The organism is Pseudoalteromonas sp. R3, from assembly GCF_004014715.1.
Taxonomy (GTDB): domain Bacteria; phylum Pseudomonadota; class Gammaproteobacteria; order Enterobacterales; family Alteromonadaceae; genus Pseudoalteromonas.
This window is the reverse complement of sequence record NZ_CP034834.1, coordinates 919,326-944,558: the sequence shown is the minus strand read 5'-3', so window position 1 is coordinate 944,558 and position 25,233 is coordinate 919,326. Positions and strand designations below refer to the sequence as shown.

Below are 25,233 nucleotides of genomic sequence, written 5' to 3'. Positions count from 1 at the left end.
AAAATAAGGAGTTTTCACATGGCTGATTTCGACCAGATCAGAACTTTTATCAAACAGGACATCATCGTAGATAACCTGGAGGTGGTGGATTCCATCGACGAACTGGACGACGAACAGGGACTGGTAAGCGACGGCCTGGAACTGGACAGTATTGAAGTGCTTGAGCTTGTGGTCTCAATCGAGAAAAAGTATGGCATGAAGTTTAGTAACTACGGCAATGAAGTGATCAAGGAAAAAATGGCATCAATCAATGCCCTGGCACAATTTGTCAGCGAAGAAGCCAGAGCCTGAGGTCGTCATTGTGTACACGCTAGGTAAAACCTTCAGAGAGCTGACCATAGGTGAGCAGGCCGGGCACAGCAAGACCATTGCCGAAACGGATGTGTATAGCTTCGCGGGCATCACGGGAGATTTCAATCCGGTGCATGTTGATGAGGTGTTTGCACACTCCTTCGGCTTGCAAGGACGCATAGCACATGCCGGATTGGCGCCCGCCATGATAGCACCGGTTATTGGCATGAAGCTGCCCGGGGTTGGCTCTATGGTGCTGTCGATGGAGATAGGATTTCACGCGCCTATTTATATCGGCGACACCATTTTTGCCAAAGCCGAAGTCAGTGCCAAATTCGCAGACACCCGCCAGGTTGAATTAGCACTCAGCTGGCACAATCAGCGAGGTGAATTGGTCAGTGATGGTAAGGCCATGGTTTTACCGCCCAAAGCGGCAAGCAAAAAACGGCTTGCCGAGCGTTTACGCAGCTTAGATAACACAGAAACTGCACAGGAGCCCTAGGTATGAGACATCAGCAAGTTGTCGCGCAGATCCGCGTGCTGATGCAGCACTCATTGGAAATAGAAGTAAGCGAGCTGGCAGAGCTGGATAATCAGGCCGATCTGCTTGGTGCACCTTTGTTTCTAGACTCTATTGATATGTTGCAGCTTATCGCGGATTGCGAGCGCCACTACTGCATCAAGCTTTATCCGCAGCGCCATACGTTACGTAATTGCGTTGCCGATCTGGCTACTCTGATCATCTCACAACTGGGACAAACACAGACGACGCAGCGGCACTTACACCGTTTTATGGCAAGCGATGGCTGCCATTATGACGAAGCCGGGCTGGTTGACCTGCTCAATCGGGTGCTCAGTTTCAGCCCAGAGTTAGCTCGTCAGAGTAAAACAGAGGAAGTGCAGGTAGCACAGCAAAATGCCATTGCGCAGATGCTAACGGTCTTCAGTTTGCTACTAAGTGGCCGCACACCGGTGCTTGGTGGTAACGACGGACTGAGCTGGCAGCAATTGTGTGCCGGGACCGATAGCGATGAACCGGCCACCCCACACTGCACAGGATTAGATGCCAGTCTGATGCACCGGCTAGGTAACGCCAGAGTGGGTTTTCTCACCTCAGGCAGTACCGGGAAGCCGAGTTTGTTTTTCAAATCACTGCACAGCATGTGGTCCGAAGCTGAAGGGATTTGTCAGAGCCTGGATCTTTCTGGCTATGCGCTCATCAATGCCCTGATCAGTCCCCAGCACATGTATGGGTTTATCTGGACCTGGTTGATACCGATACGATTAAACAAGCCGGTTTTCTATCAGGACGCCCAATATATCGATGCCTCGCCCTGTGGCGAGCTCAGCATGTTGAATGTCCTGGTCCCCAGTGTCTGGGATTTACTGGCCCATGAAGACCTCACTTCGGGCAGTGCGGTGGTCAGCTCTGGCGCACCTTTCGGTGCAAGGCGCGAAGCTGAATTTGCCACGCTACAGAAAACAATCCCTCAATTGAGTGGTATTGAAGTCCTTGGTAGTACCGAAACGGGTGGGATCGGGTTTCGGGCAATCGCCCAGGATAGTATCGCTACCTTCACTTTATTTTCCGAAGTCCAACTGCGACTGGATGACGAGGGAACGGCCATATTGCGCTCACCCTATCTGCTGAGCGACCACTCAGAGTTCGTCATGATGGATAGGATAGCCTTGCTCGGCGATGGTCGCATACGTCACTTGGGACGCAAAGACAAAGTCTTTAAATACAAAGGAAAACGTTTGTCACTGGAAGAGGCAAAACAACGTTTGCAGGTGTTTTTTGGCACGGCGCCATTAAAACTGTTTTTTGTCGAAGACGACAATGACAAACGCGGTGGACAGTTACTGGCTTTTGTCGAAACCCAAAGCCAGCAGCCCCCGTGCGAGCAGGCACTCAGGGACGCCTTTCGCGACTACCCTGTACCCAATATCGCCCTGCTACCGTCTTTTCCGCTCAATCAAATGGGAAAAACGACCCTTAGCTCACTATTGGAAGTAACTCATGCAAAGCAATAACCATAATGACAACGTCATGGCGGTGATCACCGGCTACGGCCTGGAATCTGCCATTGGCAACAACCAAACCTTGTTTGCCAGCATGGCTGCTGGACATTCAGGCGTCAAAGCGCAAGCAGATTTTGCTCAGATGCAACTAGAAAGCCATCATGCCGCCTTACTCAACGAGTTTAGAAGCAACCGTAAAGCACTCGCTGACCAGTTCGACTTTGCTACGCTGTTTGCCATTTCGGCAGTGGAACAAGCGTTGGCAGATGCTGGGTTAAGCCTTGAAAAGCTGGCCGATAAACGTGTTGCGCTGTGTTTTGGGAATGCCAATTCCGGTACCGACATTTTGCTTGAAGGGATGGCGCAGCAAGACAACGAAAAAATCAAACAATACCCGGCTTATCGTCAGGCCGCCAATGTACACAGTCATTTCAACCTTAACGGTCCACTGTTTTGTTTTACCTCGGCGTGTACCGCCAGTAGCAGCGCTATCAGCTTTGGCCGCGAATTATTACGCGATAACAAGGCCGACATAGTGCTCGCCGGAGGCAGCGACTCGCTGGCCAGACTGGTGTATGCCGGTTTTCATTCGCTGCGCTCAGTCTCTGCTGGCGTCTGTTCGCCCTATGGTGTAGATACCGGATTGAGCCTGGGAGAAGGCGCAGGTTTTGTGGTGATGGAAACGGCAGAAGCTGCACAGCAGCGCGCAGCAAACATACTTGCGCAGCTACGCGGCAGCGGCTCCAGTCTGGATGCCTATCATGCCACAGCACCAGAACCAGAAGGCCGGGGCGTATCGCGGTCACTCAGTATGGCGCTGACAGATGCGGGCATATCAGGCACGCAGATAGACTATGTGAATAGCCACGGTACCGGGACACCGGCCAATGACGGCGCCGAGTTACAGGGGATCCGCAGAGCCCTCAATGGTGAGCAGCCAATGACAGCGCAGGTGTCGAGTTCCAAATCCTATTTCGGCCACGCTCTGGGCGCTGCTGGTGCACTGGAGCTAATCTCTGTACTGGCTGCACAACGTCATGGTTGTCTGCCAGCGACTCTGGGTGTCAACGACGTGCGTGAAGATTGTCAGGGATATGCTCTGATCCGAGAGCGCCTGGCAGAACAACAAGTTGACTGGTTTGCCAGTACCAACTCGGCGTTTGGAGGTCATAACACCAGCTTAGTGCTGGCCAGTGGAGAGGTTGCACTCGCGCCAAAGAAACCAGCACCCCACCAGCGCGTTTTTATTGCGGCACATACCCGAATCGATAGCCAGATCCGCACAACGGCTGACAAAACAGCCACGAGTACCGAGCTTGACGAGGCCGGCTTTAGTCTCAAGGCGCATTTCCCTGCCCTGTACCGACGCCGAATGAGCTGCTTGTCCCAATATGCCATTGGCGCTACCGAGTTTGCGCTGGCGGCCAGTGGGTTAGAGCGTGACACAAACGACCCGACTCGCTGTGGTGGCTATTTCGCCACGGCATTGGGTTGCAGTGAAGTACAAGAGCGCAACTACGATGATCTGGCAAAGCTGGGGGCTAACAATATCAAGAGCACTCTGTTTACCGATACCGTACTGAATGCCTCTTTGGGGAGTCTGGCAATTGCCCACACGATCCGTGGTACAGCAGCAAACTTCAGCGACTGTGGTAACGAGGGTTTGCAAGCCTTATGGCAGGCCTTTTACGACCTGCGTGCCGACAGAGTTGAACGGGCACTGGTGGTGGCCGGCGAAGACAGCAGCAACAGCAGTAAACAGATCTGGCAAGCCCAGGCGGTGGATGCAGCGAATACCCAACAAGCGAATGCCGCGGCACTGGTCATGGTCAATGAATCCGGGCTCGCGGCAAATACCCATCCACTGGCCGAAGTGGTGGCGTGTTTTACCCTTTGCGCAGCACAAGGGAAGCGATTGCCCGAAATGGTCAGCTTAGAAGAAGTAGACCATGTGGTCGTTGCAGCAACTCGCCAACATGAGTTACAGCATGTCCGGCAACTGCTCAGTGAATTATGCCCGCAAGCACAAAGTATCACCCCGTTGGTCGACAATCATTTGTGCATTGCAAGTCAAGGTTTAAAAGCGCTTATTCAGGGGCTTGATGAAATGTCCAGTCAGAAAAGCGAAGCACCATTGTGCCGTGTGCTGGTGGTGTCTGTTAATGCCGAGCAGATAATGCATGGCTGTGTGTTACATAGTGTCGCATCGGCACCAAGGAGTTAAGGATGGAACAGGTTATTGCCGTCAAAGATCTGAAAAAGGTCTATGACAGAACACAAAAAACGGCTGTTGCGGGCGTATCCTTTGAGGTTGAACGCGGCCAGTGTTTTGGCTTTATCGGGCCTAACGGGGCGGGCAAGTCCACCACACTGGAAATGTTACAGGGCCTGAAAAAGCCCTCCGCCGGTAGCATAGAGCTGTTTGGCATGCCATGGCAGGGCAACGAGAAAAAACTCCGCCGTCGCATTGCCGGTGTGCTGCAGGAAAATGAGATGTATGCGCGCCTGAAGGTAGTGGAAGCCGTCAGGTTGTTCGCCAGCTTTTACCCGGACTATCAGGCCATCGACGAGGTGCTGGAGCAGTTTAACCTTACACCACAGCGCAACAACTGGCTGTGCGAGCTCAGTGGCGGACAACGTCAGCGGGTCTTTTTGGCCATGGCTGTGGTTGGCAAACCCGAGATCATCTTTCTTGATGAGCCCACCACCGGACTGGATCCCACCAGCCGCCAGGAGTTCTGGGAGATCCTCAACAAGCTTAAAGCCGATGGTGTCACCCTGATACTGACTTCTCATTATATGGATGAAGTGGAGTTTTTATGCGATACCCTGGCGATCATCGACAAGGGCACCATTATCGAGTCGGGTTCACCCCAGGACATTATCCATCGCACTTTTGCCGAGCCGGTCATCAAAGAGCCGCGCAAGGCGACCCTGAACGACGTGTTTTTAAAATTAACCGGATTTGACCTTTCGGGAGGCATGGCATGAGCCACACAATCAGCCCTAAGCTTTACCCATTCTGGCAATTAATGCTCCTCAATGTCAGACCCTTTTTTCGTGAGCCGGCGGCCATGCTATGGACCTTTGCATTGCCGGTGTTGATTGCACTGTTAATGGTCAAAGCCTTTTCCGGCAGCGCCCAGTTGCAGGAAATCAATGTTGCAGTGACCTACAATGAGGCACCAGATAAGCGCTGGCGTGAGTTGATGCGAGACGACCTGCAGGTCAACCTGATCACGCTTAGTCAGGAGCAAACCGAACAGCTTCTGGCCTCTTTGGCCGATGCGCAACAAGAGATCCACCCCTCCGGTCCGCTGCAAAATTTACTGGCCCAGTATGACTCCCTGTTAATTTTAAATCAGGGGCAAATCTATACCACCGGGGACTCTGATCAATTTAACGATAAGGCAATCAACTACCTGATGCAGCTGAAAAGCGGCTTATCGGGCAGCCCCCTGAGTAGCCAGCAGCTCAGCATCGTCGGCTATCGCTATGTCGACTGGTTGATCCCCGGATAATCGTGCTACAGATCCTTGGTCTGGCGCTGTTCTCCATCTCCAATGGCCTGGTCTCAGATCGCCAGCAGGGCTTTTTTAAACGCCTCAAGTTATCACCCTTTAAAAAGTCGGATTACATTATGGGCGTGGTGCTGGCTCGGCTGTTTTTACTGAGCTTTCAGCTGTTATTGTTGCTGGCTATTTTCTACTTTATGTTCGACTTTAAGCCGCCCGGCAACTGGGCCAATATCGCCGTCGTGCTGTTTTGTGGATCTGCCTGTCTGTGCCTGTTAGGCGTCTTGATCGGCGCTCGCAGCACCCGGGTCGAAGTTTCTACCGGTATCGCCAATATGCTGTATTTTCCGCTGATGTTCTTGTCCGGCATTTATTTCCAAACCAGTTATTTCCCGGACGTTTTTGAAGCCTTTGTGCAGTGGCTACCGTCCACCGCTTTTCTGGATGCCTTCCGTCTGGTAGCCAACGAAGCCGCCGGATTACAGCAAGTTGCTCCACAACTAACGATACTGGCAGGCACCTCAGTGGTGTTGTTTATCGCTATTTATCTGAGCTTTGACTGGGGAGACAACGGATGAGCAATACTGAGCTGACAGGCAACCTAAACACTTTGAGTGAACGCTTGCCCCACAGGGCACCGTTTAAATTTGCCGACCGCATAGTGCGTCTTGAGGCGGGCGAATACATCGAAGGGCACAAGTTTATTAGCCACAACGAACCAAGCTTGCAGGGCCACTTTCCCGACCAGCCAATCTTTCCCGGGGTGCTGATCATCGAGACAATGGCACAGATCAGTGGCCTGTGTTTTAGCGAATACAGCGCAGGTGTGTTGTCGAGTATCGACAAAGCCAAGTTTCTGCGCCCCGTCGTGCCTGGCGATATCCTGGTGATTAAATCGCAGTTATTAACTCGTCTGGAGGACATGGCGCTCTTTCAGGCCATCGCTTATGTCGGCGAGGAGGAAGTCGCCCGGGCCAAGGTATCTATCCATTTCAGTCAGCCTGTGTCGTCAGCGGAGGCCTGATATGGATCTGCAATTACAAGATAAGGTGGTCCTTATCACCGGCACGTCCCGCGGAATAGGGCTGGGACTGGCGCAGGCTTTTCTGGCACAGGGTGCCAAGGTCTTCGGGCTGTGTCGTAGTAAAGATGTGGCTGAGGAATTAGCGCAGCCAAACTACGCTCAGTTCAGCGGCTCAGTGGACGACCCTGAATTCGTCGAGGAAACAGTAGCCAGGATTATTGCCCAGCATCAGCGTATTGATGTGCTGGTCAATAATGCCGGGATAACCCGGGACAACCTGTTACAGACCATGAGCCGGGACGACTTTAACGCCGTGATGCGGGTGAATTTTATCGGCACTTTTACCCTGTGCCAGGCCGTGCTACCTCATATGCAGCACGCAGGTCAGGGACGGATCGTCAATCTGGTATCGCTCAGCGGTGTATCAGGACGAGAAGGCCAGGCCAACTATGCGGCCTCCAAGGGGGCCGTGATTGGCATGACCCGCATGCTGGCGCGACGTTATGGTGAGTCAGGCATTTATTGCAATGCACTGGCGCCTGCACTGATTGCCACAGAAATGGCTGATGTCATGCCACAAAACAAAGCCAGACCCGTGCTTGCACATACATCGCTTGGCCGGGTCGGGCAAGTGTCTGAAGTGGCAAATTGGGTGCTGTTTCTTGCCACCCCACGAGCAGGATACTGCAACGGTCAGGTGATCAAACTGGACGGAGGGTTTTTACTATGAGCAGAGTCATCTACGCGTTTGCTCACAGCGACTGGGACCGGGCACTGCTCGACTATTTGCAAGCTCAGGGCGAGTCACCACTATTGCTCGCGCCAACAGCTGAGATAGTCGCGCACTTTCCGGCTTTAGCAACCCTGCCAATAGACGCGCTGGCACAAGCCGATGAACCAGACGCGGTGCTGTTTCAACAACTCAGCGCACAAAGCAAAGACACTGACACCGGTCTGGTTGTGCTGCATGCCATCGGCGGCGTTGCAGATAGCGCTGCAGCGGCCGATCCAACGGTCAGCCAGGCGCACATCGAAGCGGCGTTTCTCACCGCCAAATATTGTTGTGGTGTATTGCGCGAATTTGAAGGCAGTCTGTGTTACCCGTTACTGTCGGACGCCTATGCTTATGTTCAGGAACAAGGTTGCCTGCACGGCCACGACAGCATCACCTGCTATGGCATAGATGCATTACAAAAAAGCCTGGCCAAAGAATGGTGTGGCTACCCTGTGCGGGTAAATAGCCTGGCATTGCCGCTGTGCGCCAGTGATGACACCGAACGCAAGGCACTAAAGCGGGCCATGCGCAATTCAGTATACGGTGCTAAACCTGCGGTCATGCTGCGCGAGCAAGTGCTGGCCGAGATCTGGCGTCAGGCCAGTGATCCGGGCTGGCAAAATGGCCAGACTCTGGCGCTGCGTCCGGCTATGGATATTAAGCTATGAGCGATGTTGTGAAACCGTTCACCTTGTTTTGCTTTCACCATGCCGGTGGTTCGGGGCGCTATTTTCGTGCCTGGTCGCAGTTACTGCCCACGCACTGGCAGGTGATTTGTCCTGACTTGCCCGGTCGTGGCGACAAACTGGCAATGGCAGGCTGTCGTGACTGGTCAGAACTTACAGCGCAGTTGCTTAGTGAGATAGGCCAATGCCAGACTCCGTTTGCTTTTTTCGGACACAGTCTGGGAGCCAGAGTCGCTTTTGAGCTGGCTCTGGCACTTCAAAAGTCGGGCCAGCCTTTGCCACTGTGGCTGGGTGTGTCCGCTTGCCGGGCACCCTCACTGCCCAGTAGAACCCAGGTCCACACACTGGCGGATGAACCACTGGCCGAGCAGCTGCAGCGTTTGCAACAGTTCCCAGCCAAGAGACTCACGCACCCTGAAGTCAGGCAACGTCTGCTGGCACAGGTACGCGACGACTTTTATCTCGCCGAATGTGCACCTCTGTGCAAGCCCAGACCGCTCACTTGTGCCCTCAGTGTCTTCAGTGCCACTGACGATGAAATTGTTAACACATCAGAGCTGCATCCCTGGCAGGACTTTTCTCACTTTCCCCTGTGCAGCCACCAATATGCGGGGCGGCACTTTTACCTTGAAGAACACAGCGCCGAGGTATGTACGCAAATCAACCACGATATTTCCGCGGTTTTTGCACAAACGGGCCAGCGCCTTAATCAAGACACTTTGCAAGGAGTTAATCATGGAGTTTAAGCAAGGTAACGACAATCAGGCAGTCACCCCACCCCGGGTTGTTGTCTGTGGTGCCAGCTCAGAGCTGGGCCAGGATATTTGTCAGCGGTTGAGCAACAACGGCTACAGCCTGCTGTTATTGGGGCGTAATCTGGCACTACTGGAACAGATCCTCGGCACCTTACCCGGGGAACACCAGGTCGCGCAGGTCGATCTTAACGAACCAGATAGCCTGACCGAGCACATCATTGCCAACGCCATAGCCCATGGTCCTTTTCAGGGTGCAGTGCAATGCGCCGGCGTGCATCAGATGACGCCGTTGCGGTCCACCTGCTACGCCGACTTTGAGCGCATGTTTCGTATCAATACCGGCGGTGCCCTGGCGTTGCTAAAAGCATTTACTCGTAAAAAAGTACGCGCAGCAGGTGCGCCGACCTCTGTGGTGTTGCTGTCTTCTGTGAGCCAGTCTCAGGCTGAGCCAGCCGTGTCTGGCTACGCCGCAAGTAAAGCTGCGATGGCTGCGCTATGTCGTAGTGCCGCACTGGAACTGGCAAAAGATCAAGTGCTGGTCAATTGTATCGCCGCCGGAATGATCAAAACCCCGCTCAATAACGGCTATGCCGAAGTCGCCGCAGAGGCCATCAGTGCAATCGAGAACAAACACCCGCTCGGCTTTGGCCAACCCGGGGATATCAGCGATGCTGTGCTGTACTTATTACAGCAAAACCGTTGGAGCACAGGCAGTACCTTATATGTAGACGGCGGCTTCAGCTGTCGTGCCTGAGCAGTGTTACCCAAGCTTTATCCGGCCCCGGGGTTGTCCCGGGCGCGCCTTTGCAGTGTTTAAAATAACGAATAAAATAACAGGAAGTCCCAGTGAATACGCGTAATCAACAAACCAACCTGGTTATCGAGCTCTCACCTAGACAAGTTCATTTACTCCAAGATCAACAGCTGCATCCGCTAAGCCCAGTGTATAACGTATACACGGGCTTTTTGGTTAAGGGCCTGACGAGTCAACAATTGCAGGAGGCCGGACGCCAGCTGTTATTGCGCCATCCGATTCTCAATTGTCGCTGGCAAGCAGGCAGCGACAACCTGGTTACCTGCACAGACGCTCATGAGCCTGGTGAACTATTCACCTACGATCCCGAGTTAAGCGAAGACCTGCGAGGCTGGTGCCGGGCGCAAGTAGCTAGCGCCATCAGCCTGGAGGGCAAACTGTACGACTGTCGGATCAAGGCTTGTGAAGCGGGATATCTGGTGCTGTTTAAGCTTCATCATGTGATCTGTGATCAATGGTCTTTGCAGGTATTGGTGAATGACTTCCTCGCGTCTTTAGAATCCATGTTGGAACACAAAGATGCGACCTCAGAGCCGCTTGATTATACCTCGGTCAGTGAACAAAGCACCGATGATGAGCCCCTGTACCAGCCTGATCACGCCCTGGACTTTAACGATACCGGACTGCAACAGACACACAATAAGTTCAGCGGATTAGGTGAGTTCGACACCCTCAACGATGAGTACACACGACTGGCTGAGTTGGCCGGCGAATATGGGGTAAGCCGCTTCTCCGTATTACTGGCATGCTGGTTCCTGGCCTTATATCGCCACAGCGGTCAGACAGATCTGACTATCAGTATTCCGGTAGCCAGGCGCAGCCGTAAAAACCGCTATCATCTGGGCCATTTTGTCGACCTGCAACCTGTCAGTATCACCGCCATCGACAGCCTCAGTATTCAGGAGTTGCTGGGAAAGCTTGAGCAACAGACCATGACCGCATTGCGCTCACCGGCGGCCGATCCGCAAGGGCACAAACATAATGTGATCTGTAACTACCTGCCACAGCTCAAGATCCGTGGCTTTCGCACGGGTCTGATGGGATTATTATCGGGCGTACAATCCACCCCGTTAAGCCTCGCAAACGGCCAGGCGCAATGTCACGGGCTGTGTTTGAGTGACGCGCAAGACAGTGCCATCGCTCAGGTTGATTTGGAACTGACTTTGTTTGAAGTGAATGATGCACTGCACACTAAACTGATTGGCCGGGCGAATTATTTCGATCAGCAGGAGCTGGCCCATCTGGCCAAATTGTTTAGCTGCGCCCTGACAACACTGACTCCAACCCAGCCGCAAGCCATTGCGAACCTTTTAACATCTGACAGGGGGTTTGTCTCTTTACCCGAACAGCCACACACGCATATTTTGCAACACCTCCACCAGCTGACACAGCAGCAAGGGACGTTATGCGCAGTTGAAGATGAGCACACTGCACTGAGCTACACTGAATTGATGCAGGCACTGGAACGGCGCGCCGCCCAGCTCAGCGAACAAGGTGTCTGCAAGGGCATGCGGGTTGCCGTCTGTCTCGATAAATCTCTCGACAGCCTGGTCACGATTTTAGCCCTGTGGCGCCTGGAGGCCGTGTCTTTACATTGCGACATCGCCTGGCCGAAAGAACGACTGCTGGCATGCCTGGATCAGCCTGGGTTGACCTTGTTGCTACTCAGTCAGGAAACCAGTGTAGATGTACCTTGTCGCACTTTGCTGCCCGCACAACTGAGCGCACCGCAACAGGCGCTGACCACATCAATAGAGGAACTCGATGCCACAGCTGCTGCCTATGTGATCTTCACTTCGGGCACCTCAGGTAAACCCAAAGGCGTACTGGTCAGCCATGCAGGACTGATGCCGCTGGCCCGCGCCCAGCAAACGTTATTCAACGTCTCCCCTGACGACAGGGTGTTACAGTTTGCTTCTTTGTCCTTTGATGCCGCTATTTCGGAAATCGTGGTAACGCTGGCCGCCGGTGCGACCCTGGTCATGGCTAAACAAGCCGACACCTTCTCTCATCAGACGCTGTTAGGACTGCTCAACGATCTGGCTATCACTTCAGTGACTTTGCCGCCGAGCCTGATCCAGCTGTTACAGCCCTGCCAGGTTCCACAACTGAAAACCTTGGTCAGTGCAGGTGAAGCCTGTCCGAAAAAACTGCTCCAACTGTGGCCTCAGCATCTGAGATTTGTGAATGCCTACGGCCCGACTGAATGTACCGTATGCGTGTCGGCCAAAGTCATCACCTCGGCGCAGCTGGCAAAGCCCGAAGCGTTACACAGCAATAATATTGGTAAGCCCATCGCGGGGATGCAGGTGCAGATCCTCACGCCTTTGGGCAGACAAGTACCCGACATGTGCTGGGGCGAGCTGTGTGTCAGCGCAGCGGGCCTGGCACTGGGGTATATTGGTCAGCCCGAAGCCACAGCCAACGCTTTTATTGAACATCCGGATGAGCCCACCCTGCGCTACTACAGAACGGGTGACAAAGCTCGCTTGCTGCCCAACGGTGAACTGGAAATTGCCGGTCGTATTGATCAGCAGGTTAAAGTACGCGGTTTTCGCATTGAGCCCGAGGAAATCGCCCAGCATCTCACGCTCCATCCTCAGGTCAGGCAGTCGTGTATTCTGGCGCTGCAACAGTCCGGGAAAACTTACCTGCATGCCTGTTATGTGGCCGAGCCCGATTGTGAAATAAGCGCACAAACACTGCAATCTTATCTGGCTAAGCGACTCCCCTATTACATGGTGCCAACCCGCTGGAGCGAGCGAGAAGTATTACCACTCAATGTCAGCGGCAAAATTGATAAGCAACGCCTGAGCGAATCCGTACAGGCTGAGGTGTCTCAGCCACAGATTGCCGACAGAGCAGGAAGCGAGCAAGAGCACACCATACAGGCAATCTGGCAGGCGCTGCTGGGTCACCCCGTCGCACTTGATACCAATCTGTTTGAACTCGGAGTTGACTCGCTGCAACTGAGCCAGGCGCATCGTCAGGCTTGTCAGGCACTCAATAGTGTGGCCGGCATTAAAGACTTTTATCAGGCCACCAGCATAGCTCAGCAAACCACGCTGCTACTGGCACAACCCGGCCAGCCGGAATCCAGCAGCTGGTCCGCACCCACCACTGACGCTCAGCGCTTTGCCCGGCCGTCACTCAGTGCCGAGCGCTTATGGTTTGTCGAGCAACACGAGGGCGCACACGCCCGCTATAATATTCCCATTGCATTACGCATTCAGGGCACACTGGACAGCGAGAAACTCACCGCCTGTCTGAACCAGGTTGCAGCTCGTCATGAGATCTTGCATACCGCTTTTCGCATAGAAGAAGGTGAGCTAACCACCCATCTGGTTACTCCACCAAAACTGCAAGTCGAGCATTTGTGCGTAACTGAGTACGATGATGAGACCCAAAGACTGAAAGCTGCTGCTGATGTGTATCAGTCGCAATTACTGACGACCTGCTTCGATCTGTCTCAGCCACCACTATTACGCTGTGCGCTCATTGAGTTGGGCAACGAGGATCATGTGCTGGCGCTGGTGTTTCACCATATTGTTGCAGATGCCAGCTCTGGCGCCTTATTTTTACGCGAACTCACCGAGCTGTGGCAGCAATCTGATCTGCAAACAACCCACTGGCCGCAGGCAGGTCGTTACAGCGACTATGCCAGAATGCAGCACGCATGGCTGCAAAGTCCGGCCTGTGCAAGACAGCAAACCTTCTGGCACGACTACTTAAATGAAGCACAGGCACTGGCGTTTCCCGTCGCGGGAGTGATAGATGCGGGCGATAAGGCTGGCACAGTGCGCCGTGAAATTCCAACCCCGCTGAGCACGGCTATGAAACAACTGGCTGTGCGCTTACAGGTGTCTGAAAACATGCTGTATCTGGCCAGTTTTCAGGTGCTTTTATGGCATTACAGCCGCCAGTCACGGTTTGTCATTGGCCTGCCTGCGTCGGAGCGCAAAGAAGCACAACAATATACGCTTGGTTTTTTCATTAATACCTTGCCGCTGCTGGCCGAAGTTGACCCGCAGCAAAGCTTCACAGCGCTGGCCGGGCAGGTAAAAGAGCACTGTCTGAGTGTACTGGAGCACGCCGAACTGCCCTATCATCATATCCTGCAAAGCAGCGAAGGCGCAGCGACCGGCGCTAAACGCGACCTGGTGCAGGTATTGTTTTCCTGGGTGCAGGCTCAGCCTGACATTCAGTTGCCCGGACTCGATATGGCACCGTTTGCCGTGGATGCACAGCAAGCAAAATTCCCGCTGACTATGAATGTACTGGCCAGCAATGACCGGGTTGAGCTGTGCTTTGAGTACGCACTTAAAGCGATGGACTCAGTCTATGCCGACGACTTTATCGATAACTGGCTCACTCTGTGCGAAGATCTGGTGAAGGACAGCAGCAAGCGCGTAGGCAAACTAAACTGCGTATCTGAGCAAAAGCGCACCGAGATCCTGTGCGAGCGCAATAACACTGAATTGGCGCTGCCAAAGACCAGGAATGTTTATAGTTACTTTCGTGAGCAGGTGCAGCTTCACGGTGAGCGCACCGCCTTAAGCTGCGACAAGCAAAGCCTGGATTATGACTCACTACAGCAGCAAACAGAGCAGATAGCACAGCAGTTGCACCAGCGGGGCATCATCGCAGGCGATAAAGTCGCGCTGTGCTATCAGCAAGGCAGCCAGGGGCTTATCGCAATTTTGGCCACAGTACGCTTGGGTGCCGTGTATGTGCCCGTTTCTGTGGATTATCCTCTGTCACGCATCAAACACCTGCTAAAGGCCAGTGACGCAAAAGTGTTACTGAGTGATGTAAAGGAGGTACTGGATGCTGAACTTCCCTGTCCGTGCCTGAATTTAAATGAAACCCCAACACCCAAAGACGTTACTTTGCCAGAGTGTGACCGCACCTTAACGGATCCGCTGTGTGTATTATTCACCTCAGGGTCAACCGGTTTGCCAAAAGCAGTGCCTGTCTCTCATGGCGCCATACTGCGTACGGTTTGTAACAACAACTATACCGACCTGAGCTGTCAGTCGGTGATCTCACAAATAGCGAATATCTCCTTTGATGCCGCCCTGTTTGAACTCTGGGGTGCCTGGCTACACGGTGGTGAACTGACCGTGGTGCCACGCGAGGCGGCAATGGCGCCGGATACGCTGCGCCAGTACATCAGTGCACGCGGGATCAGCCATATGTTCCTGACGACGGCCTTGTTCCATGAATTAGCACGTCAATGCCCAGAGGTATTTGACGGTCTGCAAACCCTGCTCACCGGAGGCCAGGCTGGTGACCTCAAACTGATGCACGCAGTGCTGGATGCCTGTCATCAACCACTACAGATTGTGAATGGCTACGGACCCACGGAATCAACCTTCTATGTCAGCAGCTATTGCCCGGCCAATCATGGCGACTTTACGGCAACCCGTTATCACACCGCACATGCACCTCTGGGTAAGGCGCTGAATAATACGCGCTTGTACGTACTGGATGAGCAATTACAGGTCGTGGCTGACGGCAGCTGGGGCCAGCTGTATATTGCCGGTATGGGACTAACCTCAGGGTACCTCGACAGTGTACAACTCAATGCCGAGAAGTTTACTGAACTGACGCTGCCAGAAGTCGGCACTGAACGTTTGTACGCCAGTGGCGACCGGGTGCGTTACCTGCCAGACGGCAATCTGGAATTTGGCGGCAGACTGGACAATCAGCTCAAGATCCGAGGGTTTCGGGTCGAGCCGGCAGAAGTTGAGGCCTGTTTGCGTAATTGCCCGAACGTAGCCAACGCTGCGGTACGCGCGTTTAATGACCGTCAGGGCGAATTGTATCTGGCGGCTTATCTGGTCGCCGAACCCAACACTGACATTGACCTGTCACAGGTCACCGCAGAGCTGGCAGGTGAACTCCCGGCCTATGCGCAGCCCGGGGTATACGAATGCCTTTCAGAGCTGCCGATGACCGCCAATGGTAAGCTCGACTATCGGGCGCTGACTGAGCCGCAAATAAAGGCAAGCGACGATTCTGTTCTGCTTGACGAGCGTCCGTTTGATGACTGGGAAAACATCGTGGTCTCTCACTGGCAGCAGCTACTGGGCGTGCCACAGGCCGACCGCAATAGCGACTTCTTTGCACTCGGCGGTCAGTCCATCCTGGCTATGCGTTTATTGCATCAAATTAATCAGGCACTCGAACTTTCGATCCCGGTTGCAACCTTATTTGCCAACCCTAAACTGGGTGACTTTTTAACCGCTATTGCCTCAGAGGCCACTCAGCAAAGCAGCCAGGCGCTGTCAGTCCATTTTGATCCGCAAGACTGCTATCCTCTCAGTTATGCGCAGGAAAGATTATGGGTTATCAACCAACTACAAAGCCAGGATCCGGGCTATAACATCCCCTTTGCTTTAGAAATCCACGGCAGCTTCGATAAAACCGCCTTCAGCGCCGCATTGAGCGATTTGGTCGTGCGTCACTGTAGCCTGCGTACCGTGTTTAAACGCCTGGCAGGTCGGCCGGTGCAGCAGGTGTTAAGCCCCTTTACAGTCGCCATTGAAGAGCAGGATTGCCGAACACACAGTGACGATGAGCTCACTCTGACACTGCGTCACCTGGCACGGACACCGTTTGATCTGAGCCAGCTTCCGCTGTTTCGGGTTACCCTGCTAAATTGCGCCGAAGAACGTCAGATACTGTTATTTAACTTTCACCATGTTATTGCTGACGGCTGGTCAGTACGGATACTACAACAGGAGCTGGCTGAGCTATATGAAAGCCATTGTCGGGCGACCCAGGCGACGTTAGCCACTTTACCTTTGCAGGTGAAAGATCTTGCCTACTGGGAGCGCCATGACAGCAACCAAAGCGCGGTGAATGACGCCGTTTCATACTGGCAAACTTTAATCGGCAGCGAGCCAAAGCACTCTGTATTGCCCTACGACTATGAAGAGAGCGGCGAGAATCTCAATCAGGGAGAAATCTTCCGACTGAGCTTAGATAGCAAGCTCAGTGAGGCAATCAACACCTGCTGTAAGCAATACAGCACTACGCCTTACCAGTTCGGCCTGGCTGCCATGGCCTTGTTACTGGGGCGCTACAACAACAGTGACAAAGTCATTATTGGCACACCGTTCGCAAACCGTCAGGTACCACAAAGCCAGTCGCAGATAGGTTTTTTTGTCAACATGTTGCCCTTCGTAGTCGACCTGGATGAGGCAGACAACACCGCGCAACTGCTGGCACAGATCAGTCAGCGCTTTACATCTGCCATACAATACCAGCACGCCCCCTTTGACCGTATTGTCGATGCACTGGGCGTCGAACGTGTCGAGGGCGAAACCCCCTTAGTACGAGTGGTATTCGACAGCCAGATGCATGGTATTGAAGCCAATACCGAGCAACATGGCAGCGTGTTCAGGGCGTTACCGCTGGACATGCATAGCGCTAAATTTGACGCCACCTTTACCCTGGTTGAAGATGACCAGGGACTGGGGCTGGCCATTGAATACAACACGCAACGCTTTGAGCGCGGCACCATAGCGCGCTTTGGCGCCAACCTGCAAGGCGTCATGACTCAGCTGCTGGAGCATAGCGCACTGGCCGAGGTATCTGTGGTGGCGCCCCAGGAGCAGGCGCAGATTGCCCGGTTCAGTGCGGCGCAAACCCAATACCCGGTGACCGACTTGGCGACTGCTTTTGAACAAACAGCAGCGCGTTTTGGTGACCGCATTGCCGTCAATTATGAGGGCGAAGCATTGAGCTATCGCGAACTCAACCTGCGTGCTGAGCAAGTGTCTGCGTCTTTACTGGCATTGAATATTGCTGCCGGAGACTTTGTTGCCATTAACGTCGAGCGCTCACTGGATTTAATCGCCTCCATCATCGCGGTGCTCAAGCTGGGCGCGGCCTATATCCCGCTCGATACCCATGTACCGCAAGACAGGATCGCTACCATACTAGAGGACGTCAGTGTTGCCGCCTTTATTGTCGATCAGACACCCAGCGAGATAGTCGCCGCCAGTGGTGCGCCCTGGCTGGCACTGAGTGAGCTGCAAAAAGGCGAAGCCACTGACTATGACCGGGCAGAGATACTGGCGCGGCGTGACCCCGAACTACCCTGTTATGTCATATTTACTTCTGGCTCAACCGGACGCCCCAAAGGCGTGATGGTCAATCATAGGAACGTGGTACGTCTGCTCAAGTCCAATGAACAAAACTATCACTTCAGCGAGCAGGATGTGTTCAGCCTGTTCCACTCCTACGGATTTGATGTATCGGTCTGGGAAATGTGGGGAGCGCTGTTATATGGCGGCCGCATTGCCCTGGTGCCACAATGGGTGTGTCGTGCACCAGAGCAGTTTGACCGCTTTATTCACGATCAGCAGGTCACTATATTAAGCCAGACACCCACGGCGTTCCTGGCGCTGATGCGCGCGCACCTGAGTCATAATCAGTTCCGATATGACGCACTTCGCTATGTGATTTTTGCCGGTGAAAAACTAGATATCATGCAGCTGCAACCGTGGTTTGAGCGCTATCCCGAGCGACAGCACCGCCTGATCAATATGTATGGCATCACAGAAACCACAGTTCATAACACCTATCGGGAGATCACAGCCGCAGACTTAACCTCAGGCGTGGGTAATGTGATCGGTCGTCAATTCGATGACCTGTCTATCTGGGTACTGAACGAACAAGGTGAACCGCAACCGCTGGGGGTATATGGTGAAATGTTTGTTGGTGGTGACGGCGTTACGCTGGGCTATTTACACCGGCCAGAACTTAACGCGGAGCGCTTTGTGACAAAACAGCTGGATGGGCGCGAACAACGCCTTTACCGTAGTGGCGACGTTGCCAAATGGCACCCCAGTGGCGAGCTGGTCTATCGCGGACGCAAAGACAATCAGGTGAAGATCCGCGGTTTTCGTATCGAGCTGGGTGAGATTGAGGCGGCGTTTTCCGCTTTGCCACAGGTCGAAGCCTGTGAAGCTATGGTATGGCAACGAGATGCAGGCGACCCCTGCATTGTTGCCTGCCTGAAAATGGCAGCTACCGCCGATGCCAATATAGACGAAGCGGCTTTCAAGGCTAAGGTACAGGGCCGCTTACCTGCTTATATGATCCCAGCGTATTTGCATGCGGTGAATGACTTTCCGCTCACCAGTAACGGCAAAGCCGACAAAAAAGCCCTGCTACAACAGTTGCAGGACAAACTGGCGCGTCCGGCACCAAATGCCATATCCGTACATCATAGCAAAGCAGTACCTGATGCCCTCAGTCCGCTGAGAACTATCTGGGCCAGAGTGCTAAAACGCAACGATTTTAGTGACACAGACAACTTTTTCACACTCGGTGGTGATTCCATCTCAGCGCTGGAAGTGGTTGCCGCTGCTGCCAAACAGGGCATTAAACTCACTGCCAAACAATTTATGAGCAACCCAACGCTGGCGGCTCTGGCGCCATTAAGCGATCAACTGGTCACCCGCCACAACCAGGCGGTACAAAATTACGGACAGGTGCCGCTGACGCCAATCCAGCAGTGGTTTTTTGCTCAGCAATTTGCCACCCCCGCAGGCTGGGACCAAAGTGCCATCTTTGCGCTGGATTTGAGTATCGGGCAAAGCGAGTTGAATGCCGCGGTGGCCAGACTGGCTGAGGTATACGACCTGTTCCATACCCGATTTAGTGAGCAACAGGGTCAGCACATGCAGTGGCTGTATGACAAGCAGCAAAGCCACGCGCCGCTCTATCAGGTGATTGACGCTGAACTACACTGGCAGGATGAAGAAACCCGGACTCAGGTATTGCATGAATTTGCCAATCAGGTGCATCAAATGGTCGACCCCTGGCAAGGTTGCAACCTGGTCTTTGCCCGCATCTGCGCAACGCACAATGAACAACCGCAGCAATACCTGTTGGTGGCATGTCACCACTTATTAATTGACGGTGTTTCCTGGCGTCTGCTGATGAAAGATCTGGCCGATGTACTGGCAAACCCTGACGCCAAACTAACCGCGCCACAATCCGGTTACCGGCAGTGGGCAGAGCACCTGGTCGAGCAGGCTCAAAAGCCGGAAGTCATCAGTGAGATCAACACCTACTGGTTGTCACCCAAATGGCAACTCAGCGGGGTCGATAAGGCCTTGCAAAGCGACTATGAAGAGAACCTGTATGGTGATGCCACCACCGTGAAACACACCCTGAGCAGCGCAGCAACTCAGGCACTGCATAAAGCATGTCAGCGCATGCGGTGTACGCTGGAGGAGTACCTGATTGCCCGGCTGTATCAGTCACTGACCGGGTTGTTGAAAACAGATGCGCTGGTTCTGGACTTAGAAAGCCATGGCCGCCACAGTTATGACGAACAGCTGGATGTTTCGGCCACAGCAGGTTGGTTTACCAGCATTTATCCGGTTCTGCTTCAGGGCAAAGCACAGCAAACGGATCTGGTTGGCTGTATCAAAGAACAGCTCCGCGCCGTGCCCGAGCAAGGGTTAAGCTACAATCTGGCGCGCTACTTGAGTTTTGATTCAGCCCTGCGCGAGCAATTAAGTGCGCTGCCAAAGGCCTGGCTAAGCTTTAATTTCCTCGGTGACTTTAGCGCTGAGGATACGCTAGACGCGCTGTTGAGTGCACCGTTACATCACCTGCCACTGGGTGACAACGCGGCACCGGAAAATAACCGTCCTTATTTGCTGGAGGTGATTTTCTGGCTCGATCAGGGACAGCTACACAGCCGCTTAATCGTTAACCCGGATTTGCTGGCGGGTCCTTTAAATACACTGGCAAATACTCTGTGGCAGGCATTAGAAACACCGCAAAACAGCGATGACGTAAACCTGTGGCCGAGCGACTTCTCTGCCAACCGGCTCAACCAGGAAGCCATGGGTGAGCTAACACAGGCCCTGACCGAGCAGCAACTGACACTGAATAACGTAGCCGATGTTTATCCGCTGACGCCGGTGCAGCAAGGTATTGCGTTTGATACTCTGGCTGATCCGGGCAAGGGCGTGTACATTTGCCAGCTTTACTGGACCTTTACCGAGACGCTGGATGAGGAAGCCTTCATAGGTGCGTGGCAAACTCTGATAGACCACAACCCGATTTTGCGTACCAGTTTCCACTTCTTATCTTCGGGCGAACACGCTCAGGTGGTCCATACGCAAATGGCCCCGCCGCTAGAGCACCTCGATCTCACCGGCTCAGTGCAACAGGCTGAACAAATAGATCAGGCACTCACGAGCAGCCGCTATCAGGAATTCAACCTGGCACAGCCAGGGCAATTTCGTCTGCAACTGATCCGCCTAAGCGAGCAACGCACCCTGTTTTGCTGGACCTATCACCATATCATCCTCGATGGCTGGTCTCAGGCTAATCTGTTGCAACAGTTATCTGCGGCATTAAAGCCGGGCACCCAAATGCGCGCTCTGACGCCTTATCGCGAGTATGTTGATTTGGTTGCCGGGCGAGATAAACAAGCTCAGCAGCAGTTCTGGCAAGCCTATTTAGCGGCCTTGCCTGAGCAGCGTAAATTATTGCTGGCGCCATCCACATCAGATGAAGCGCAGAATTTCGCTATGCTGAGCGAGACGCTGAGCGATGAGCAGTTTGCCAAGCTGCGTGAGCATGCAGAACAACAAGGCACCACATTAAACAACCTGGTACAGGCTGCCTGGGCACTGACTCTCAGCACTGTATGCCATAGTAATCAGGTAGTCTTTGGCGTAACGGTTTCTGGCCGTCCCACCGACATGACCGGCATATTGGATATGACAGGCCTGTTTATCAATACCCTGCCTATGATAGTAGACTGTCAGCCTCGACAAACGGGTAGCGAGCTGGTTCAGCAGATCAGCGACTGTCAAAGCGCCCTGATGACCTGGCAATTCAGCTCTGCTCAGGAGATCAAGAAATGGGCACAGATTGACGCCGAAGACGACCTGTACGAGAGCATACTGGTGTTTGAAAACTACCCGGTTGACGAAGACATGATGCGCGGTGACGGTCTGGCTATCTGTGATTTACACGCGAGAGAAAATACCGCCTTTGGCCTGACCCTGAGCGTTTGCCCGGGCGACACGTTCAGCCTTAACCTGGGCTATAAAACAGCCAGGTACAACCGTGCAGGGATCCAGACATTGCTCGACAGCCTGTGCGCCAATCTGAACCGACTGGTTGAAGACGCACACCAGCCGCTGCAACTGTCTGAAACGGCATTGGTCTGCGCAGCACCTGTGAACGCCGCGCAAAACACCACCTTGCTGGATGAGTTCAGCCAGCAGGTTGCACTCAGAGCACAGGCAACGGCCCTGACCGATGGTACACAGGACGTCAGCTTTGCTGAGCTGGAAGCCAATGCAAAAGCGCTGGCACACGGCCTGATTGCACAGGGTTGTTGTCCGGGCGATGCCGTAGTTCTGGCGCTGCCTCGTTCGGTGGACTTAATACGCGCACTGTTGGCCATCTGGTATGCAGGTGGTGTCTATGTGCCTGCAGACCCGGGCTTCCCGGCAGAACGTATCGAGTACATCGCCAATAAGGTCAAGGCTAAAATCCTGATCTGTGAGGAATCCTTACTGGACAGCTGCCAGGCACTCACCGTGCCACAATGCCACATCGACACGCCTACGGCCCTTGCCAGCACAATTCACCCGGCGTGCGAGTTACCCGGGCCCAGTGCGTTGGCCTATATACTCTTTACTTCGGGGTCAACGGGTCAGCCTAAAGGGGTTGAGATCAGCCACCAGGCGCTGGCTGAGCATATTCGCTGGCATGTCAGTGAATTTGACTTGCAGCCTCAGGATAGCTGTTTGTTGATCACACCAGTGGTGTTCGACGCCTCAATCAATGCCTTGTTGCCCTTTATGGCCTGTGGCAGCAGTTTGTATCTGGCCCCGGCCGACGTGCACAATGAACCGGACCGACTGATAGCCCTGCTCAGAGATAACCATATCAGTCAGTTGCACCTGGTCCCCAGTATGCTGGACATTTTGTTGCAACAGCCCGAGTTTGCCACCCTGGATAGCCTGAGATATGTCAAAGCCGGCGGTGAAGCCCTCAAGGCGTCAACCGTCACGGCATTTTATCAGGCCCTGCCCGGCAGCGAGCTAATTAACCTGTATGGCCCGACCGAATGTTGTGTCGACAGTCTGTTTTGGCGCGCGCCGCGAACCTTTGACCCTGAACAAGCAGTCAAAATAGGCAACCCGGCCGGACCAATCGCCGCCGTGGTGGTCGATCACAACCTCAATCCGGTTCCCGATGGCGTCACTGGCGAACTGCTGCTCAGCGGGCTCAAACTGGCACAGGGCTACTGCAACGACAGCGAGTTAACCCGCCGCGCCTTTGTTACCCTGAACGGCCAGCGCTACTATCGCAGTGGTGATTTGGTCTGGCGGGATCAACAGGGTGAATACCTTTATGCAGGACGCCGCGACCATCAGGTGAAACTGAACGGGGTGCGTCTGGAGCCAGAAGAGATTGAAAACCAACTGGCAACTCTGGCTGGCGTAAAAGAGCTGTGTGTGGCAGTCAAACCCTTGGCCACACAAAACAACAAGCCAGTGCTGGTCGCCTACTGGGTGGCGCGCGAAGACACAGACGATGATCTGCAAAGCGCACTCAGAGCCCATGCAGAGGCCCATTTACCGCAAACCCACAGACCTGGCGTATATCAGCAACTCACGGCGCTGCCGCGCCTGCCAAGTCTTAAGGTAGACCGTAAGAAGCTGCCCGAGCTCAACCTGATAAAAACAGGTGAAGCACAGCGCGTCGCACCGCAAAGTGACGCAGAACACGCACTGGTAGTGGCATTGGCCGAGTTACTGAGCCTGGAAACAACGCAAATTTCGCTTGCCGATAACTACTTCTCTTTGGGTGGCGATTCACTGATTGCCATTCAGCTTGGTGCTCGTCTGAAACGCGACGGCTGGCGTCTGCAGGTGAAGGATCTGCTGGCACAGCAAACCCTGAGCCAGGTGGCGGCCTGCTGTACGGCACTCACCGGCTGTGAACAGGCGCCGGTTGAAGCCCGCCTGTCTGGCCCGCTGGTGCCTATTCAGGCACGTTTCTTCGAGCAAGGATTTGCCGAGCAACACCACTGGAATCAGGCTTTTGCCTTCACTTTGTTACAGCCTCAGTCGCCAGACTTTATTGCTGAGGTAGTCACACAGCTGGACAAGCATCATGAGATCTTCCGCCTGCGCTTTGAGCGTCAGGAAGGACAATGGCAACAAAGGATAGACCAGACAGACGCAGGTCTGATGCTTGAGTATCATGATTTAAGCCAGCATGACGACAGCCTGATGGCAGAGCAGCTTCAGCTCATAGCCGGAGATGCTCAGGCCAGCCTGGATCTGCAACTGGGGCCGATCAGCAAGGTCTTATTATTCGATTGTGGACAGCACCGACCTCAAAAGCTGGTGTTTATTATGCACCACCTGGCGATTGATATGATGGGCTGGCGCGCCATTTTTGAGGACCTGTATCAGCTGATTGAAAGTGCCGAGCCACAAGCCGAGACATTGCTGCCCACGACCTTATCGTACATTGAGTGGGGTCATCACCTGGCAGAACATGCCGGTGTGTACCGAGATGAGCTGAATTACTGGCGCAGCCTGCCCTTCGACAAAGTGCCGGCCCTGCCTCAGGATTTTGCGGTGCAGGACAACACCGAAGCGTGTGCCGAAGTGGTCTCAGTTGCGCTGGATGAAACCCGCACCGATACGTTATTGCGGACCATTCCACAGGCGTTTTCAACCCAGATCAATGCACTGTTACTGACTGCTTTGCATCGGGTAATAGCCCAGTGGCATGGCGCCGACCACCTTGCCGTGAGCCTTGAAGGTCACGGACGGGATGAACTGCCCGGCGTGGACAGTGTCGACATCAGCCGCACTCTGGGTTGGTTTACTAAAATCTACCCAGTGGTATTGCAGCTTGACCAGCATGCGGATCTGGTGAGCGGCCTGCAAAGCATTCAGTCGCAGCTGGACGCAGTGCCGAACAAAGGGATGGGCTACGGGGTACTGAATTATGCCAGTGATCAGGCTGAGCAGCTGCAGCACTTGCCTAAGCCACAGATAGAGTTTAACTATCTTGGCCAGTTTGTCAGTCAGGGCAATGCATCGCCTAAGATGGTGATAAGCGATGACGCCATCGGGCCGCTACACAGCCCGAAAGCCCATCGCTCTGCCTTGCTGGGGATCGACTGTTTTGTGAACCAGGGACAGATCAGCTTCCACTGGTCTTTCAGTCATGCCATTCACCGTCGGGAGACCATTGAAGGGCTGGCACACGCTTATGTCAAAGTACTGCATGAGCTATGTCAGTTGGCAGAAGCTGAACTGACGTAAACCC

At 53.9% G+C, this 25,233-nt stretch carries 13 protein-coding genes; all 13 read left to right on the top strand.

Going from position 1 to position 25,233, the window contains the following annotated elements; translation table 11 throughout:
- Positions 1-18: 18 nt before the first annotated feature.
- The 13 genes from ELR70_RS03345 to ELR70_RS03290 all read left to right on the top strand — a co-directional run bounded on the left by ELR70_RS03345 (position 19) and on the right by ELR70_RS03290 (position 25,229).
- Complete coding sequence (locus ELR70_RS03345; RefSeq protein ID WP_054013672.1) at positions 19-291, top strand: phosphopantetheine-binding protein; 273 nt, start codon at positions 19-21, stop codon at positions 289-291.
- Positions 251-793 (top strand): MaoC family dehydratase, encoded by a 543-nt coding sequence (locus tag ELR70_RS03340; RefSeq protein ID WP_200908179.1) that lies wholly within the window; start codon positions 251-253, stop codon positions 791-793. The genes ELR70_RS03345 and ELR70_RS03340 overlap by 41 nt, the downstream gene beginning before the upstream one ends.
- A 2-nt stretch (positions 794-795) precedes the next feature.
- The gene (locus tag ELR70_RS03335; RefSeq protein ID WP_054013673.1) at positions 796-2,325 is read left to right on the top strand and encodes a hypothetical protein; all 1,530 of its coding nucleotides are present in this window, start codon (positions 796-798) and stop codon (positions 2,323-2,325) included.
- Positions 2,312-4,537, top strand: coding sequence for a beta-ketoacyl-[acyl-carrier-protein] synthase family protein (locus ELR70_RS03330; RefSeq protein WP_054013674.1), 2,226 nt, complete (start codon positions 2,312-2,314; stop codon positions 4,535-4,537). Before ELR70_RS03335 ends, ELR70_RS03330 begins: the two co-directional genes overlap by 14 nt.
- Before the next feature lie 2 nt (positions 4,538-4,539).
- Positions 4,540-5,304 carry an ABC transporter ATP-binding protein gene (locus ELR70_RS03325; protein WP_054013675.1) on the top strand — a complete coding sequence of 255 codons (765 nt, stop codon included), beginning with the start codon at positions 4,540-4,542 and terminating at the stop codon, positions 5,302-5,304.
- Positions 5,301-5,834 carry a hypothetical protein gene (locus ELR70_RS25250; RefSeq protein WP_241566270.1) on the top strand — a complete coding sequence of 178 codons (534 nt, stop codon included), beginning with the start codon at positions 5,301-5,303 and terminating at the stop codon, positions 5,832-5,834. Before ELR70_RS03325 ends, ELR70_RS25250 begins: the two co-directional genes overlap by 4 nt.
- Before the next feature lie 2 nt (positions 5,835-5,836).
- Entirely contained in the window at positions 5,837-6,406 is a 570-nt protein-coding gene (locus ELR70_RS25245) for an ABC transporter permease (protein WP_241566269.1), read from the top strand.
- A complete protein-coding gene (fabZ, locus tag ELR70_RS03315; RefSeq protein WP_054013677.1) occupies positions 6,403-6,852 on the top strand; it encodes a 3-hydroxyacyl-ACP dehydratase FabZ in 450 nt (149 codons plus the stop codon). Before ELR70_RS25245 ends, fabZ begins: the two co-directional genes overlap by 4 nt.
- Before the next feature lies 1 nt (position 6,853).
- Positions 6,854-7,582 carry an SDR family oxidoreductase gene (locus tag ELR70_RS03310; RefSeq protein WP_054013678.1) on the top strand — a complete coding sequence of 243 codons (729 nt, stop codon included), beginning with the start codon at positions 6,854-6,856 and terminating at the stop codon, positions 7,580-7,582.
- Positions 7,579-8,295, top strand: a complete 717-nt coding sequence (locus ELR70_RS03305) for a hypothetical protein (protein ID WP_054013679.1) — start codon at positions 7,579-7,581, stop codon at positions 8,293-8,295. Before ELR70_RS03310 ends, ELR70_RS03305 begins: the two co-directional genes overlap by 4 nt.
- Positions 8,292-9,059, top strand: coding sequence for an alpha/beta fold hydrolase (locus ELR70_RS03300; RefSeq protein WP_054013680.1), 768 nt, complete (start codon positions 8,292-8,294; stop codon positions 9,057-9,059). The genes ELR70_RS03305 and ELR70_RS03300 overlap by 4 nt, the downstream gene beginning before the upstream one ends.
- Positions 9,049-9,822, top strand: coding sequence for an SDR family oxidoreductase (locus ELR70_RS03295; protein WP_054013681.1), 774 nt, complete (start codon positions 9,049-9,051; stop codon positions 9,820-9,822). The genes ELR70_RS03300 and ELR70_RS03295 overlap by 11 nt, the downstream gene beginning before the upstream one ends.
- 92 nt (positions 9,823-9,914) lie before the next feature.
- Complete coding sequence (locus ELR70_RS03290; RefSeq protein WP_054013682.1) at positions 9,915-25,229, top strand: non-ribosomal peptide synthetase; 15,315 nt, start codon at positions 9,915-9,917, stop codon at positions 25,227-25,229.
- The last annotated feature ends 4 nt before the right edge of the window (positions 25,230-25,233 follow it).

Excerpts from the sequence above, each read along its gene's own strand:
- ELR70_RS03300 (WP_054013680.1), top strand. The coding sequence starts at position 8,292 with ATGAGCGATGTTGTGAAACCGTTCACCTTGTTTTGCTTTCACCATGCC.
- fabZ (WP_054013677.1), top strand. The coding sequence starts at position 6,403 with ATGAGCAATACTGAGCTGACAGGCAACCTAAACACTTTGAGTGAACGC.
- ELR70_RS03345 (WP_054013672.1), top strand. The coding sequence starts at position 19 with ATGGCTGATTTCGACCAGATCAGAACTTTTATCAAACAGGACATCATC.
- ELR70_RS03325 (WP_054013675.1), top strand. The coding sequence starts at position 4,540 with ATGGAACAGGTTATTGCCGTCAAAGATCTGAAAAAGGTCTATGACAGA.
- ELR70_RS03295 (WP_054013681.1), top strand. The coding sequence starts at position 9,049 with ATGGAGTTTAAGCAAGGTAACGACAATCAGGCAGTCACCCCACCCCGG.
- ELR70_RS25250 (WP_241566270.1), top strand. The coding sequence starts at position 5,301 with ATGAGCCACACAATCAGCCCTAAGCTTTACCCATTCTGGCAATTAATG.
- ELR70_RS03305 (WP_054013679.1), top strand. The coding sequence starts at position 7,579 with ATGAGCAGAGTCATCTACGCGTTTGCTCACAGCGACTGGGACCGGGCA.
- ELR70_RS03310 (WP_054013678.1), top strand. The coding sequence starts at position 6,854 with ATGGATCTGCAATTACAAGATAAGGTGGTCCTTATCACCGGCACGTCC.
- ELR70_RS03330 (WP_054013674.1), top strand. The coding sequence starts at position 2,312 with ATGCAAAGCAATAACCATAATGACAACGTCATGGCGGTGATCACCGGC.
- ELR70_RS03335 (WP_054013673.1), top strand. The coding sequence starts at position 796 with ATGAGACATCAGCAAGTTGTCGCGCAGATCCGCGTGCTGATGCAGCAC.
- ELR70_RS03340 (WP_200908179.1), top strand. The coding sequence starts at position 251 with ATGCCCTGGCACAATTTGTCAGCGAAGAAGCCAGAGCCTGAGGTCGTC.